Consider the following 14,160-nt stretch of genomic DNA (forward strand, 5'->3'; position numbering starts at 1 on the left):
TCGCTCAGCCCCCGGCCGTGGAGGGGATGAGGTCGCCGTCGAGGCGGACCACCAGGTCGGCGCGGTCCCGGCTGTCCGCGATCAGGGCAGCGTTGACCTCGTCGACGCCGTCGACCCACCGCTCGGCCGCCTCGGGCGACCTGCCGAACCTGACGTGGCGCTCGACCAGCCGCTGGCGTCGGAGGTCGGGATCCACGTCCACGAACCAGACCTCGTCCATCTGCCGGCGCGCACGGGTCCAGCCCGGTCCGTCGGAGAGGAGGTAGTTGCCCTCGGTGAGGACCAGCGGGACCTCGCGCTCCACCGCGACCACGGCGGCGATGGGCTCGCCGAGCGCCCGGTCGTAGTCGGGGGCGTAGACGACCGGCTCATCGGCCTGCCGGATGCGCGTGAGGAGCGCGGCGTAGCCGTCCGCGTCGAAGGTCTCGGGCGCTCCCTTGCGGTCCGCGAGGCCCTGGGCGCGGAGTGCTGCGTCAGACAGGTGGAAGCCGTCCATCGGCACCAGTCTCGCAGTCTGCGCGGTGAAGATCCCGACAAGCCAGGCCGCCAGCGTCGACTTTCCCGCACCCGGGGGTCCGCAGATGCCCAGGATGGCCCGGCCACCCTCCGTCAGGGATCGCACGCGCGGGACCAGCGGGTCTGCGTGGCCGTCGAGGACGATGGTCGGAACGTCTCTCAACGTCACCCCTCTCGCTCGTGGCCGGAGCTCTCGACGCTCGCGGCCCCGGTCATGATCGCCACCCCGTCCGTCATCGAGTGCGACTGGGGGGTGATCACGCCGGCGCAACCGCCGAGACGGGAGATGTGGATGCGGTCGGCCACGGCCCAGACGTCCGGCATGCTGTGGCTGATCAGGATCACCGCGATGCCGCGCTCGCGCAGCTGCTCGATCATGCGCAGCACCATCCCGGTCTCCTTGACGCCCAGGGCGGCGGTCGGCTCGTCGAGCACCGCCACCTTGGACCCGAAGGCGCCGGCGCGGGCCACGGCGACGGCCTGGCGTTGACCGCCCGACAGGGACTCGACCGCGACGCCCATGTCCTGGATCGTCTGGATGCCGAGCTCGCGGACCGACTGTCCGGCGCGCTCGCGCATGCCTTTCTTGTCGAGCATCCGCAGGACCGAGCCCAGCACGCCGGGACGACGCTCCTCGCGCGCGAGGTAGAGGTTGCTCGCGACGTCGAGGGCGGGCGCGACGGCGAGCGTCTGGTAGACGGTCTCGATCCCGGCGTCCCGCGCGTCCTGGGGGCGCCTGAACTCGACCTTGCGGCCGTCGAGCCGGATCTCGCCGGCGTCCGGGACGAGGGCACCAGTCAGCACCTTGACCAACGTCGACTTGCCCGCGCCGTTGTCGCCGATGATGGCGAGCACTTCGCCGGGGTAGAGGTCGATGTCGACGCCGGCGAGCCCGACCACGCGACCGAAGTGCTTGCGCAGTCCGCGGCCCGAGAGGACGGGCGTACGGTCGTCCGCCGCGCTGGCGGGTGCGGTGCTCGTGCTCATGCCTTCACCTTCCGGATCCATTGGTCGACCGAGACGGCCAGCAGGACGAGCACGCCGACGGCGAACACGCGCCACTGCTGGTCGGCGCCGGCCAAGGACAGGCCCCTGTCGAAGCTGGCGTAGATCAGCGCACCGAGCAGCGTGCCGACCAGCCGGCCACGTCCGCCGAACAGGCTGGTCCCACCGATCACCACGGCGGTGATGCTGGCCAGGTTGGTGTCGGCGCTCAGCAGGTTGGGGCTGGCCACGGAGCTGAGCCCCATGGCCATCCAGCCGCCGACGGCGAAGAGCAGGCCCGCGACGGCGTAGACGCTGAACAGCACGCGCTTGACGCGCACGCCGGACAGGCGGGCCGCCTCGGCGTCGTCGCCGACGGCGTACACGTGCCGCCCCCAGGCGGTCTGGCTCAGGGCGAACCCCACGGCGGCGTAGAGGACCAGCATGATGACGATGCCGAAGTAGATGGCGAAGCTGTCCGGGCCCCGCTCCGCGCCGAGCCGGGCGGGAATCTTGCCGGCGACGAGGTGCGCGTCGGTGAGGTCGGCGCCGAGCACGGTCCTGCCCTTGGTGTAGAGCAGCATCACGGCCTGCACGACCCCCAGCGATCCGAGCGTCGCGATGAACGGAGGGAGGTTGAGCCAGGTCACGAGGGTGCCGTTGAGGGCGCCGCAGGCCAGTCCCACGACCAGTCCGGCGAGGATCGACAGCCCGGGCGACCACCCCTGCTCGGCAGACGTCTTGGCCATCACCATCATCGAGAGCAGTGCGATGAAGCCGACCGACAGGTCGATGCCGGCCGTCAGGATGATCAGCGTCTGCCCGAGGGCCAGGATGGCCACCACGACCACGCTCTTGATCATCGTGGCCTGGTTGGCGGGCAGGATGAACCGGTCGTTGAGGAGCGTGAAGACCAGGAACGACAACGCCAGGACGATCAGCGGACTGAGGTAGGGGCGGGCGTGCAGCACGTGCTGCACCCGGTCGAGGGGCGTCTCGGTCCGGCCCGCGAAGGCGGTGGGTGGGGAGCTGGTGTCAGCCATCGGTCCGCTCAGCCCCAGCAGCTGTCCAGGCCGGCATCGGTGTCGATGCTGTCGACACCGTCGGCCGGCGTGTCGGTGACGAGCTGGACGCCGGTGTCGAAGAAGTCGAGGCCCTCGCTCACCTCCGGCGGCTCACCGCCCTCGGCGATGGTCTTGATCGCCTTCACGCCCTCCTCGGCCATCTTCAGCGGGTACTGCTGCGACGTGGCGTCGATGGTGCCGTCGGCCACGGCCTGGACGCCCTGGCAGCCCCCGTCCACGGCCACGGTGAGCACGTCGTCGGCGGCCGTGCCGACCGCGTCGAGGGCGTTCATGGCGCCGTAGGCCGCGGGCTCGTTGATCGCGTAGACGACGTTGATGTCGGGGTTCTTGGCCAGGCAGTTCTCCATCGCCGCCTGACCGTCGGACTCGTTGCCGTTGCTCGGCTCGTTGCAGACGATCTCGTAGTCGCCCCCGTCGTAGCTGCCGGTCGCGTCCTCGTCGCCGTTGACCTTCGGGTCCTTGACGTCGATGCCCATGCCGGTCAGGAAGCCCTGGTCGCGGTTGTAGTCGACCGAGACCACCTTGTCGTCGAAGATGTCGAGCAGCGCGATGACGGCCTTGTCGCCGTTGAGCTGGGCCCTGGTCCACTGCCCGATGCGCTTGCCGGCGTCGAAGTTGTCCGTCGCGAACGTGATGTCGACCGTGTCCGGGGGGTCGGGCGGAGTGTCGAGGGCGATCACGAACAGGCCTGCGTCGCGGGCCTCGGTGATCTTCGGGTTGACCGCGGGGCCGTTGGGCACGATCAGGATGCCGTCCTGGCCTGCGGCGACCGCCGCGTCGATGGCCTCGATCTGGCCCTGCTCGTCGCCGTCCTCCTTGCCCGAGGCGATCGTGATGTCGACACCGTTGGCCTTGCCGGCCTTCTTCGCGCCCTCCTGCATGGTGACGAAGAACGGGTTGACGGAGTCCTTGGTGATCAGGGTGACCGCGATGTCGTCACCGCCCGCGGCGTCTGCGTCGGAACCGCCACACGCGGCCAACGAGGAGAGCGCGAGGGCGCCGATGCTCGCCAGGACGTAGCGGCGACGCCGGCTGGCGGAGGTTCGGGTGGGAGGCATGGTCGGACTCCTTCTCAGAGGCCGTCGACGGTCGACGACAGTGCGGACAAGAGGGCGCGGAGATCGCGTCGCGACGAGCCGGAGCAAGGGGCTGTGTCGCTCGTCACATCCGGCAGTATGCCTGCGCGCAACCGTATGCGCAACCGTATGCGCGCATCTTTCGGCACGCACCAGTGCTGGAGGATGGACGCCATGAACCGTCTCCGCGCCGCGACGAGCCCCTACCTGCTCCAGCACGCCGACAACCCGGTCGACTGGTGGGAGTGGGGTTCCGAGGCCTTCGAGGAGGCCCGCCGCCGCGGGGTGCCGGTGCTGCTGAGCGTCGGGTACGCCGCCTGCCACTGGTGCCACGTGATGGCGCACGAGTCCTTCGAGGACGCCGCGACGGCTGCCCAGATGAACGAGCAGTTCGTCAGCATCAAGGTCGACCGCGAGGAGCGCCCCGACGTGGACGCGATCTACATGCAGGCGACCACGGCGATGACCGGCCACGGCGGCTGGCCGATGACGGTGGTGCTCGACCACGACGCCAACCCGTGGTTCGCCGGCACCTACTTCCCCGACACGCCCCGGCACGGGCAGGCCTCGTTCCGCCAGGTGCTGCAGGCGGTCACCGACGCGTGGCGCGACCGGCGCGACGGCGTACGCCAGCAGGCTGCGCAGCTGCGCGAGCACCTGCAGGCGCCGGCCACGTTGCCCGCCTCGCCCATCGGGGCCGACGAGGTCGACGCCGCGATCGGCAGGCTCGCGCAGGACTTCGACGCCGCCGCGGGTGGCTTCGGCGGTGCGCCGAAGTTCCCGCCGTCGATGGTGCTCGAGCTGCTGCGCCGCAGGGCTGCCCGCGCCGACGACGAGGTCGGGCGGCAGGCCGCGCACATGCTGGCCCAGACCGTCGCCGCGATGGCCGGCGGCGGGATCTACGACCAGCTCGGCGGCGGGTTCGCGCGCTACGCCGTCGACCGCGGCTGGGTGGTGCCGCACTTCGAGAAGATGCTCTACGACAACGGGCAGCTCCTTGCCCTGTACGCCCGCCTCGGCACGCCGCTGGGCGACCGCGTCGCCGCCGAGACCGCGGACTTCCTGCTGCGCGAGCTCGGCACCGTCGAGGGCGGCTTCGCCAGCGCGCTCGACGCCGACAGCGAGGGCGAGGAGGGCACGTTCTACGTGTGGACCCCCGCGCAGCTCGTCGCCGTGCTGGGCGAGGACGACGGCGCCTGGGCGGCCGACCTGCTGGCGGTCACCGACGGCGGCACCTTCGAGCACGGCACCTCGACGCTGCAGCTGCGCCACGCGCCCGACGACACCTCGCGCTGGGCGTCGGCGAGGGCGCGGCTGCTCGACGCCCGTGCCGCGCGTGTGCGCCCGGCACGCGACGACAAGGTCGTCGCCGCGTGGAACGGCCTCGCGATCAGCGGGCTCGTCGCCACGTGGCAGCGTCTGGGGGAGCAGCGCCACCTCGACGCCGCGGTCGCCGCGGGCCGGCTGCTGGTCGACGTGCACCTCGTCGACGGCCGGCTGCGCCGGGTCTCGCGCGACGGTGTCGCCGGTCGCCCCGACGGAGTCGTGGAGGACCTCGGGTGCGTGGCCACCGCCTTCGTCGACCTCGCGGCCGCGACCCTCGACGCCACCTGGACCGACCACGCCCGCGCACTGCTCGACGACGCCCTGGCGCGGTTCCGCGCCGACGACGGTGGCTTCTTCGACACCGCCTCCGACGCCGAGGCACTGGTCGCCCGCCCGCGCGACCCCTCCGACAACGCCTCGCCGAGCGGGCTGTCCAGCGTGGTCCACGCGCTGGTGGCCTTCTCCGCGCTCACCGGCGACGACCGCCACCGCACGGCCGCCGAGGAGGCGCTCGCCACCGCCGGGGTGCTCGCGCGCGAGGCCCCGCGCTTCGCGGGCTGGTCGCTCGCCGCGGCGGAGGCGATGCTCGACGGCCCCCGCGAGGTCGCGGTCGTCGGCCCCGCAGGTGCCGCGCGCGACGCCCTCGCGCGGGCGGCGTACGACCTGCCGGGAGCGGTGGTCGTCGTCGCCGACGGGCCCCGCGACGACTGGCCGCTGCTCGCGGGGCGCGGTCCCGTGGACGGGCAGGCGGCGGCGTACGTCTGTCGCCACCACGTCTGCGCAGCCCCGGTCACGGACCCCGCCGACCTGCGCTGAGCGTGCACGAAGTGCCCGCTCAGCTAGCGCGAGGTGAGGGCGGCGGCCTCCAGTGCCGCCACCGCGACGGAGACGTCGGGCAGCGCACGCACCTCGTCCGCGACCGCCCGGCACCGTGCTTGCATCGCGGTGTCGGCCAGGACCTCGACGGCGGCCGTAGCGACGGCGTCGGCCGGGCAGGTCGGCGCGTCGAGCGTGGCCGCGAGGCCGAGCGCGACGGCACGCTCAGCGTTGTGCGGCTGGTCGGCGCCGAGGGGGAGCAGCAGCGACGGCAGCCCGTGCGCGAGCGTGGCCATCAGGCTCCCCGACCCGGCGTGCGATACGACGAGGTCGACGCCCGGGAGCACCTCGGCCTGCGGCACGAAGCGCTCCACCCGCACGTGCGCGGGCCGGGGGCCGAGCTCGGCCGGGTCGAGCTCGCGACCGATCGTCACCAGGACGTCGGCGTCGAGCGCACCGAGGCCGGCCAGGAGGCGCTCGAAGAGGTCGCCCGAGCCCTTGTTGAAGATCGTGCCGAGCGTGACGTAGACCTTCGGGCGCTCCGCGCGGTCGCGCGTCACGAGGACGGCGGCGGAGCGGTAGTGGATGGGCGTCACCTGCAGCGGCGCACGTGGGTCGCGGAAGGACGGGGCGAAGTCCGACAGCACGGGGCCGGCCGTGAGCCGGGTCAGCTCGGGGTCGGGCGCCAGCCCGTGCTCGGCGCGTACGCCGTCGAGCCGGGGCGCGACGAGCTCGGGTCGCACGAGCATGCCCGAGGCCAGCACCAGGTGGGTGGCCAGCGGCACCCCGGCCAGCTCGGTGGCGATGGTCGTGCCCAGGTCGGTCTCGTCGCGCAGGACCACGTCGGGCCGGAAGTCGGCGAGGATCCCGCTCACCGCGTCGGCCATCCTGCGGGCTCCGCGGACCGCGAAGTTCTCGGCGAACTCCAGCTCGCTCGCTCCGGCGTCGGTCGCCTCCAGCGGTGCGGGGTCACGGGTCACCGGGGCGCCGCCGTGGTGGGGCGTGGGACTCGTCGGGAAGGCCCGGAAGCCGGCCTGCTCGATCTGCGCCACCAGCCCACCGGACCCCGCGACGGCCACCTCGTGCCCGGCGTCGCGCGCCGCCCGCGCCACGGGGAGGAGGGGAGCGAGGTGGCCGAGGCCCCCGACGAAGGTGATCAGGACGCGCATGGTGGACCACCCTAGGCACGCGCGACCGTGGCCCGTTGTCGGTCGCTCCCGCCACACTGGGTGCATGCGATCTCGGGATCGGGTCTCCAGCGGAGCGGACAAGGTGGCGGGCAGGGCGTCGATGGGCGCGCCGGTGCCGCAGCAGCCGCGTCGGTTCTACGACGGCGGCACGCTGCCGAGCGGGAGCGATCCCGGCGAGCCGCCCGACCCCGGCGCCGACCCGCGCATCGTGCTCGAGCGCCACACCGAGGAGGGCGTCGAGACGTTCTCCCTCGAGCGGCGCCTGGCCTACCTCGACCGCCACCTCGGTGAGCTGCTCGTGCCCGCCGACGCCGGCTTCCGCACCGACCTGACCTCGGTGCCGGCACTGTTCACCTGGCTCGTGCCGAAGACCGGTGCCCACCTGCCCGCCGCGCTGCTCCACGACGCGCTCGTCGCCGGACGCGCCGACCCGACGTCGTACGTCTCATCGGAGGGCCACGTCGTCGACCGGGTCACGGCCGACCGGGTCTTCCGCGACGCGATGGCCGACACCGGCACGGGTGTCATCAGGCGCTGGATCGTGTGGACGGCCGTCACCGTGGCGACGATCTTCGTCGGGCGTGCCGTGCCGTGGTCCCGCGCGCGCCACTGGTCCTACCGGGTGGCCGCAGTGGTGACCATCGCGACGATCCTCTACCTCGGCTACTCCTCGACCAGCGACCTGTTCGACCGGGTGTGGGTCGGTGCGGTCGACGTGCCCTGGATGGGGCAGCGACCCTGGTGGGTCGAGGTCGTCGGCGGCCTGGCCGGTGCGGTGGTGGTGCCGCTCGCGCTCAGCCTGCTCTGGGGGCGGCTGCGGATGGCGGGGGCCATCGCGGGGGTGATGCTCGCGGTGCTGCTGCACGTCACCGTCGGGCTCGCCGTGATCGGCGCCAGCTACCTCGCGCTCGAGCGGCTGGCCCGCCGCTCGGCGTCGCTCGCGTGGGGCCTGGCCGCGCTCGTGGTGCTCGGCTCGCTGGTCGTCTTCGCGGTCCTCACCCTCGGCTGACGCCGACGCTCAGGAGTGCTCAGCGCAGCGAGTACGTCGCCAGCGACACGCCGATGTAGTGCGCGGCGAAGGCCAGCACCGTGAACGAGTGGAACACCTCGTGGAAGCCGAACCACCGCGGCGAGGGGTTGGGCCGCTTCAGGCCGTAGACCACGCCGCCGAGCGTGTAGAGGATGCCGCCGGTCGCGACCAGGGCGAGCGTGGTGATCGCGACGCCGCTGCTGAAGCGGTCGGCGCCCTCCATGAACTGCGGGATGAAGAAGACCGCCGCCCAGCCGAGCGCGATGTACATCGGGGTGTAGAGCCAGCGCGGCGCGTCGGTCCAGAAGACCCGGAAGATGACGCCGGCGATGGCGGCCCCCCACACGACCAGCAGCAGCGTCGTACGGGCGCTGCCGTCGAGGAAGAGCAGGGCGTAGGGCGTGTAGGTGCCAGCGATGAGCACGAAGATGTTGGCGTGGTCGAAGCGTCGCAGGAAGGCCCACGTGCGCGGCGACCAGGTGCCGCGGTGGTAGATCGCGGAGACGGTGAAGACCAGCAGCGCCGACAGCGCGAACGCCGCCGAGCCGATGCGCGTGGATGGGGTGGGGGACAGCGCGACGAGGACGATCCCGGCGGCGAGCGCCAGCGGCGCGGTGCCGGCGTGCAGCCAGCCCCGCAGGTGGGGCTTGACCTCGGCCATCTTGTCGGACATCACCTCGCCGGCACGCTCGACGGCGCGCTCCACGGCGTTCTCGACACGGTCCCTCTGCGTCATGAGGTGGTCTCCATGCGCCCAAAATAGCCGTACGGCGGTGGCGCGCGCACCCGAGCGGCGCGGAGGGGTCGGTCACACGGCGCTACCATCGGCTGGTGGTGAGGTTCAAGGACGCAGTGCGACGGGTGCTCTACCCGGCCTACGAGTCCCGGGTGGTGAAGTCCCTGCCCCACGACCAGATCCCGAAGCACGTCGGGGTCATGCTCGACGGCAACCGCCGCTGGGCCAAGGCCGTCGGTCTCGACACCGCGGAGGGCTACCAGGCGGGCGCCGACAACATCCGGCCGCTGCTGGGCTGGTGCGACGAGGTGGGGGTCGAGGTGGTCACGCTGTGGCTGCTCTCGAGCGACAACCTCACCAACCGCCCGCCCGAGCAGCTGAGCGGCCTGCTGACGATCATCGAGGGCGCCGTGCAGTCGCTCGCCGAGGCCGGGCGCTGGCGCATCCACCCCGTGGGCGCGCTCGACCTGCTGCCCCCGGAGACAGCGGAGCGGCTGAAGGCGGCCGAGGAGGCCACCCGCGACATCGACGGCATCCTGGTCAACGTGGCCGTGGGCTACGGCGGTCGCCGCGAGATCGCCGACGCCGTACGCGCCCTGCTGGCCGAGCACGCCACGAAGGGCACCTCGCTCGAGGAGCTGGCCGACCTCATCGACGTCGAGCACATCGCCGAGCACCTCTACACCAAGGGCCAGCCCGACCCCGACCTGGTGATCCGCACCTCGGGCGAGCAGCGGCTCGGTGGCTTCCTGCTGTGGCAGTCGGCCAACTCGGAGTTCTACTTCTGCGAGGCGCTGTGGCCCGACTTCCGCCGCGTCGACTTCCTGCGCGCGATCCGGGCCTACGCCGCCCGCGAGCGCCGCTTCGGCGGCTGAGGCGAGGCGTCATCCGCCCGTCACCTCGCGTTCGGGCGTGTCGTCACGGGACGACCCCCGCGCGGGCGTACTTTCGCCGGTATCGGCAGGTGGGGAAGCCTGCTGAACCGGGAGGCAGCCTTGAGCACTCGAATGGGAGCTCTCCGGTCCGTTGAATGACATCGGGCCGGGCGAGGAGTGTGCGCGCCGACCCGCAGCAAGGGGTTAGTCGTGGCCAGCAATTCCTCGCAGAACAGCTCCGTGTCAGCCAGCACCGACCGTCGCACGTACGTCCTGGACACCAGCGTCCTCCTCGCCGATCCGGGCGCCCTGACCCGCTTCGCCGAGCACGAGGTCGTCCTCCCCGTGGTGGTGATCACCGAGCTCGAGGGCAAGCGGCACCACCCCGAGCTGGGCTACTTCGCCCGCAGCGCCCTGCGCTCGCTCGACGACCTGCGGGTCGTCCACGGGCGCCTCGACGAGCCGGTGGGGATCGGCACCGAGGGCGGCACCCTGCGCGTCGAGCTCAACCACACCGACGCCGACTCGTTGCCCTCGGGCTTCCGCCTCGGTGACAACGACACCCGCATCCTCGCCGTCGCCCGCAACCTGGCCAACGAGGGCCACGCGGTCACGCTGGTCTCCAAGGACCTGCCGCTGCGGATCAAGGCCTCGGCCGTCGGCCTGGACGCCCAGGAATACCGCGCGGAGGCCATCAGCGACTCCGGCTACACCGGCATGACCGAGCTCGAGGTGCCCGCCGCCGACCTCGACGAGCTCTACGAGGACGGTGTCGTCGACCTCGCCGAGGCACGCGACCTGCCGTGCCACAACGGCCTGGTGCTGCTCTCCGACAGGGGTACGGCGCTGGGCCGGGTCGGCGCGGACAAGCGCGTGCACCTGGTGCGCGGCGACCGCGAGGCCTTCGGGGTGCACGGGCGCTCCGCGGAGCAGCGCGTCGCCCTCGAGATGCTCCTCGACCCCGACGTCGGCATCGTGTCGCTCGGCGGACGCGCCGGCACCGGCAAGTCGGCGATGGCCCTGTGCGCCGGCCTCGAGGCCGTGATGGAGCGTCGCCAGCACAAGAAGGTGGTGGTGTTCCGTCCCCTCTTCGCCGTCGGCGGCCAGGAGCTCGGCTACCTGCCCGGCTCGGAGAACGAGAAGATGTCGCCGTGGGCCCAGGCGGTCTTCGACACCCTCGGTGCGCTCGCCGGCAAGGACGTCATCGACGAGGTGATGGACCGCGGGATGCTCGAGGTGCTGCCGCTGACCCACATCCGCGGCCGCTCGCTGCACGACGCCTTCGTGATCGTCGACGAGGCCCAGTCGCTCGAGCGCAACGTGCTGCTCACCGTGCTCTCGCGCATCGGCGCCAACTCCAAGGTGGTGCTGACCCACGACGTCGCCCAGCGCGACAACCTGCGCGTGGGCCGCCACGACGGCATCGTCGCGGTGGTGGAGAAGCTCAAGGGGCACCCGCTCTTCGCCCACGTCACGCTCACCCGCTCCGAGCGCTCGCCGATCGCGGCGCTGGTGACCGAGATGCTGGAGGACATCACGCTCTGAGGCTGGTGTCTGCGCACGGTCAGCCGTCGCCCACCCCCGCTGTAACGCCGGGTTGTGTGCTGTACCCCCCATGGTGCACGGGGGTGGGTACAAGCCCTAACCCGGCGTTACAGCGCGGCGGGGGCGACGTACATCACCCGGCCTCACGAGACGCATGGGCCCCGAGCGACAGGTGGGGCCTGTGTGACGCAAGGGACGCGACCAATTGTGGAGTTCGGTTTGCACGCCCTCCGCACCTCATGCATGGTGGCTCGTGACCGTTTCGTGATCTTGGTCGTGGGCGGGGTCGGGGGACCCTGTCGGGACGTCGTCCCGCCGCCCTCGACCTGCCCCTGATCGCGAGGGTCGCCCGTGCGCCCCAGTGGCGCGCACCACCCCCTGTCGTCGATCCCCGTGAGCACCTGTGCCCAAGTCAGACCGCTATGTCCCCACGCACCGCGCCCCCGGCAAGCACAAGGCCGCGCGTGCGCCCCGCCGAGCCCTGCGCACCGGCCTGGTCCTCACCGGCCTGGCCGCTGCGGCGACCGGCGTGAGCGTCACCGGCGGCGTGGTGGGCAACGACTCCGTCACGCTGGCCCCGGCGGCCGCTGACGTCGCCGTGACCACCCCGGCCGCAGCCCGGGACGAGAGCCCGGCCGCCAGCGAGGCGGTGCAGCGGCGTACGCAGCGCAGCGAGGTCTCGCGCTCGGCCCGCCGCACCGACGCGACCAAGGCCACCGCGCTCGCCATGTCGGCCGGCTCGGCGGTGACGAAGTCGCAGAAGCTCTCCGAGGGGGACCCGCGCGACATCGCCCGGGCGCTGCTGCCGGCCTACGGCTTCTCCTCCGACCAGTTCTCCTGCCTCGACTCGCTCTACGTCAGCGAGTCCGACTGGCGCATCGACGCCGACAACCCCAGCTCCTCGGCCTACGGCATCCCGCAGGCGCTGACCGAGCTGCACGACATGCCGGCCGGCTACATGACCTCGGCCGAGGTGCAGATCCGCTGGGGCCTGGACTACATCCGCGACGCCTACGGCACGCCGTGCAGCGCGTGGAGCTTCAAGCAGGGCCACGGCTGGTACTGAGGGCGGCCCCGCCCGAGCGGTGGTGGGGACGTTCTTCGTGACATGTCGCGGACGATCCTCTCCGCTCGTCGGGCGAGCCGCGAGGTCGGCATGAAACGGTGGCGTCCATGCATCCCGTCATCCGTCCAGCCGTCGGGGCGGACCTTCAGCGACTCGTCGTCGTGGAGGTCGAGGCGGGGCAGGTCTTCCGAACGATCGGCATGGCCGAGGTCGCCGAGGACCGACCCCGGATCGCTGACCTCCGCGAGACCGCGGAGGCTGAGCGGCTGTGGGTGACCCAGGTCGGCACGGAGGTCGCGGGATACGTCAGCGCCGAGGTCCTCGATGGCAACGCGCACGTCGCGCAGGTGTCCGTGGCGCCAGACCATGCGGGTCGTGCCCTGGGCAAGGCCATGATCGAGCACGTTGAGGAGTGGGGGCGAGCCCGTGGCTGCCCGGCCACGACGCTGACGACGTTCCGGGACGTACCGTGGAACGGCCCGTACTACCGGCGTCTGGGCTACCGCTTCCTCGAGGAGGACGGCATCGGCCCCGAGCTGGCGCAGACCATGGCCCACGAGTCGTCACTGCCCGGGATCGACGCCTCGCTGCGCTGCGCCATGATCAAGACCATCTGACGGTCAGGCGTCATCGCCCAGCAGCGTGCGACGACATCGGCTCGTCCGTGCCGAGGTCGTCGGCGAGCGACACCACCAGCCCGCCGAGCATGAAGGCCGCGATGGCCGCGACCAGCGTCGGCGTCGCGAGGTCGGGGATGAACCGGCGTACGCCGACCGGCTCGGCGCCGTGGTAGCCGTGCGTCAGCGCGTGGCCCTTGCCGCGAGCCAGCAGCCACCGGTTGACCGGCCAGGCGGCGAAGAACGCCGCGGTCAGGGCGAGCGCCATCGAGAGCCAGAAGACCGGGTTGACCAGACCGGCGTCCATCGCGCCGGGGACGACGGCCACCACGAGGTTGTCGACGACCTCCATCGTGGCGATGGACAGCGTGTCCGCAGCCAGCACGACGCTCAGCGCGGCGCCCACGCCGAGGCCGGCGCGCAGCAGCGGGAGCGTGGAGAGGCTGTAGCCGAAGACGAACGCGAGGCCGATGGCGATCACGATGACGGCGAGGTTGCCCAGGCCCAGCGCGGTGCCGATCACGAGGCCGAGGATCTCCCCGATCGCACAGCCGGTGAGGCAGTGCAGGGTGGCGGAGACGGCCATCGCGTTGGTGGCGTGCTGGTCCGCGTGGTCCGGGGAGTGGTGGGCGTGCGGGTCGTGGTCCATACGTCGAACATACCCCCGGGGGGTATGTGGGTCAAGGTCTGGCCGCGGGTGACACCTCGATGCTCATCACGCAGTTCTTGAGCCCCTTGGGACGGACGTAGGTGAACCCGAGGCGCTCGTAGAGGCGTCGGGTGCCGTTGTAGAGGAACGACGACGACATCTTCTTCGTCTGCTCCGTGAGGTCGTGCGGGTAGGCCTCCACGACCCCGCCGCCGGCCTCGGCGATGAGGTCCAGCGCGCCGCGGATCGCGACCTCCACCAGCCCCGTGCGGCGGTGGCATCGGTCGACGAAGACGCACGTGATGCGCCAGTCGGGATCGGCATCCTTCTCGGCGTCGTACTGCTTGCGGTGATGGATGCCCGGCAGCTCCGCCGGGGTGCCGTACTCCGCCCAGGCGATCGCCTCGTCGCCGTCCATCACCAGCGCGGCGTGGGCCTCGCCCTTCTCCACGAGCGAGCACTTGAGCGCCCGGTTGGCCTCCTTGCCCTGGCCGCGCTCGGGGCCGTCGGGGTGGAAGGCGATGCAGTAGCACCCGCCGAAGATGCCGTTGTGCCGGATGACGAGGTCGTCGAACGCCGACCACGTCTCGGGCGTGAGCGCCTTGATCTCGTACGTCGTCGCGTCGGCCATGGCCCCACGCTAGGGCGC

14 protein-coding genes are annotated in these 14,160 nt (G+C 72.1%); 6 read left to right on the forward strand and 8 right to left on the reverse strand.

Features of this window, described 5'->3' with window-relative positions:
- Positions 1-4: 4 nt before the first annotated feature.
- From ASG76_RS14080 to ASG76_RS14095, 4 genes are read right to left on the reverse strand one after another with little or no spacing between them, the layout of a single operon-like run.
- The gene (locus tag ASG76_RS14080) at positions 5-685 is read right to left on the reverse strand and encodes a nucleoside/nucleotide kinase family protein (protein ID WP_268788368.1); all 681 of its coding nucleotides are present in this window, start codon (positions 683-685) and stop codon (positions 5-7) included.
- Entirely contained in the window at positions 682-1,503 is an 822-nt protein-coding gene (locus ASG76_RS14085) for an ATP-binding cassette domain-containing protein (RefSeq protein WP_056604545.1), read from the reverse strand. The genes ASG76_RS14080 and ASG76_RS14085 overlap by 4 nt, the downstream gene beginning before the upstream one ends.
- Positions 1,500-2,543 (reverse strand): ABC transporter permease, encoded by a 1,044-nt coding sequence (locus tag ASG76_RS14090; RefSeq protein ID WP_056604548.1) that lies wholly within the window; start codon positions 2,541-2,543, stop codon positions 1,500-1,502. The genes ASG76_RS14085 and ASG76_RS14090 overlap by 4 nt, the downstream gene beginning before the upstream one ends.
- Positions 2,544-2,551: 8 nt before the next feature.
- Positions 2,552-3,643: a substrate-binding domain-containing protein gene (locus ASG76_RS14095; RefSeq protein ID WP_056604550.1), complete on the reverse strand. Its 1,092-nt coding sequence runs from the start codon at positions 3,641-3,643 to the stop codon at positions 2,552-2,554.
- Positions 3,644-3,835: 192 nt separating this feature from the next.
- Between ASG76_RS14095 and ASG76_RS14100 the strand changes: the two genes are divergently transcribed.
- Complete coding sequence (locus ASG76_RS14100; protein ID WP_056604552.1) at positions 3,836-5,803, forward strand: thioredoxin domain-containing protein; 1,968 nt, start codon at positions 3,836-3,838, stop codon at positions 5,801-5,803.
- Positions 5,804-5,826: 23 nt separating this feature from the next.
- Here ASG76_RS14100 and ASG76_RS14105 read toward each other — a convergent pair whose 3' ends face one another.
- Positions 5,827-6,972 carry a glycosyltransferase gene (locus ASG76_RS14105; RefSeq protein WP_056604554.1) on the reverse strand — a complete coding sequence of 382 codons (1,146 nt, stop codon included), beginning with the start codon at positions 6,970-6,972 and terminating at the stop codon, positions 5,827-5,829.
- Between the two features lie 64 nt (positions 6,973-7,036).
- On the opposite strand from ASG76_RS14105, the gene ASG76_RS14110 reads away from it, so the two are divergent.
- On the forward strand, positions 7,037-8,002 hold the full coding sequence (locus ASG76_RS14110) for a DUF1353 domain-containing protein (protein WP_162254118.1): 966 nt from the start codon (positions 7,037-7,039) through the stop codon (positions 8,000-8,002).
- Positions 8,003-8,021: 19 nt separating this feature from the next.
- Here ASG76_RS14110 and trhA read toward each other — a convergent pair whose 3' ends face one another.
- A complete protein-coding gene (gene trhA, locus ASG76_RS14115) occupies positions 8,022-8,759 on the reverse strand; it encodes a PAQR family membrane homeostasis protein TrhA (protein ID WP_157559127.1) in 738 nt (245 codons plus the stop codon).
- Between the two features lie 95 nt (positions 8,760-8,854).
- Between trhA and ASG76_RS14120 the strand changes: the two genes are divergently transcribed.
- From ASG76_RS14120 to ASG76_RS14135, 4 genes are all read left to right on the forward strand, one after another.
- Positions 8,855-9,634, forward strand: coding sequence for an isoprenyl transferase (locus ASG76_RS14120; protein WP_157559128.1), 780 nt, complete (start codon positions 8,855-8,857; stop codon positions 9,632-9,634).
- A gap of 240 nt (positions 9,635-9,874) precedes the next feature.
- Complete coding sequence (locus ASG76_RS14125; protein WP_414858328.1) at positions 9,875-11,179, forward strand: PhoH family protein; 1,305 nt, start codon at positions 9,875-9,877, stop codon at positions 11,177-11,179.
- A 403-nt stretch (positions 11,180-11,582) separates the two neighbouring features.
- Entirely contained in the window at positions 11,583-12,245 is a 663-nt protein-coding gene (locus ASG76_RS14130; RefSeq protein ID WP_056604564.1) for a hypothetical protein, read from the forward strand.
- A 107-nt stretch (positions 12,246-12,352) separates the two neighbouring features.
- Positions 12,353-12,862, forward strand: a complete 510-nt coding sequence (locus ASG76_RS14135) for a GNAT family N-acetyltransferase (RefSeq protein WP_056604567.1) — start codon at positions 12,353-12,355, stop codon at positions 12,860-12,862.
- Positions 12,863-12,872: 10 nt separating this feature from the next.
- Here ASG76_RS14135 and ASG76_RS14140 read toward each other — a convergent pair whose 3' ends face one another.
- Together ASG76_RS14140 and ASG76_RS14145 are read right to left on the reverse strand one after the other, a co-directional pair.
- Positions 12,873-13,511, reverse strand: a complete 639-nt coding sequence (locus ASG76_RS14140) for a DUF4396 domain-containing protein (protein ID WP_235529627.1) — start codon at positions 13,509-13,511, stop codon at positions 12,873-12,875.
- Between the two features lie 31 nt (positions 13,512-13,542).
- Positions 13,543-14,142, reverse strand: coding sequence for a hypothetical protein (locus tag ASG76_RS14145; RefSeq protein WP_056604569.1), 600 nt, complete (start codon positions 14,140-14,142; stop codon positions 13,543-13,545).
- Positions 14,143-14,160 lie beyond the last annotated feature (18 nt).

The sequence above is a fragment of the Nocardioides sp. Soil774 genome, from assembly GCF_001428125.1.
GTDB lineage: Bacteria > Actinomycetota > Actinomycetes > Propionibacteriales > Nocardioidaceae > Nocardioides.

Coding starts and splice junctions, on each gene's coding strand:
- ASG76_RS14085 (WP_056604545.1), bottom strand. CDS start 1,503: ATGAGCACGAGCACCGCACCCGCCAGCGCGGCGGACGACCGTACGCCC.
- ASG76_RS14090 (WP_056604548.1), bottom strand. CDS start 2,543: ATGGCTGACACCAGCTCCCCACCCACCGCCTTCGCGGGCCGGACCGAG.
- ASG76_RS14095 (WP_056604550.1), bottom strand. CDS start 3,643: ATGCCTCCCACCCGAACCTCCGCCAGCCGGCGTCGCCGCTACGTCCTG.
- ASG76_RS14100 (WP_056604552.1), top strand. CDS start 3,836: ATGAACCGTCTCCGCGCCGCGACGAGCCCCTACCTGCTCCAGCACGCC.
- ASG76_RS14105 (WP_056604554.1), bottom strand. CDS start 6,972: ATGCGCGTCCTGATCACCTTCGTCGGGGGCCTCGGCCACCTCGCTCCC.
- ASG76_RS14110 (WP_162254118.1), top strand. CDS start 7,037: ATGCGATCTCGGGATCGGGTCTCCAGCGGAGCGGACAAGGTGGCGGGC.
- trhA (WP_157559127.1), bottom strand. CDS start 8,759: ATGACGCAGAGGGACCGTGTCGAGAACGCCGTGGAGCGCGCCGTCGAG.
- ASG76_RS14135 (WP_056604567.1), top strand. CDS start 12,353: ATGCATCCCGTCATCCGTCCAGCCGTCGGGGCGGACCTTCAGCGACTC.
- ASG76_RS14140 (WP_235529627.1), bottom strand. CDS start 13,511: ATGGACCACGACCCGCACGCCCACCACTCCCCGGACCACGCGGACCAG.
- ASG76_RS14145 (WP_056604569.1), bottom strand. CDS start 14,142: ATGGCCGACGCGACGACGTACGAGATCAAGGCGCTCACGCCCGAGACG.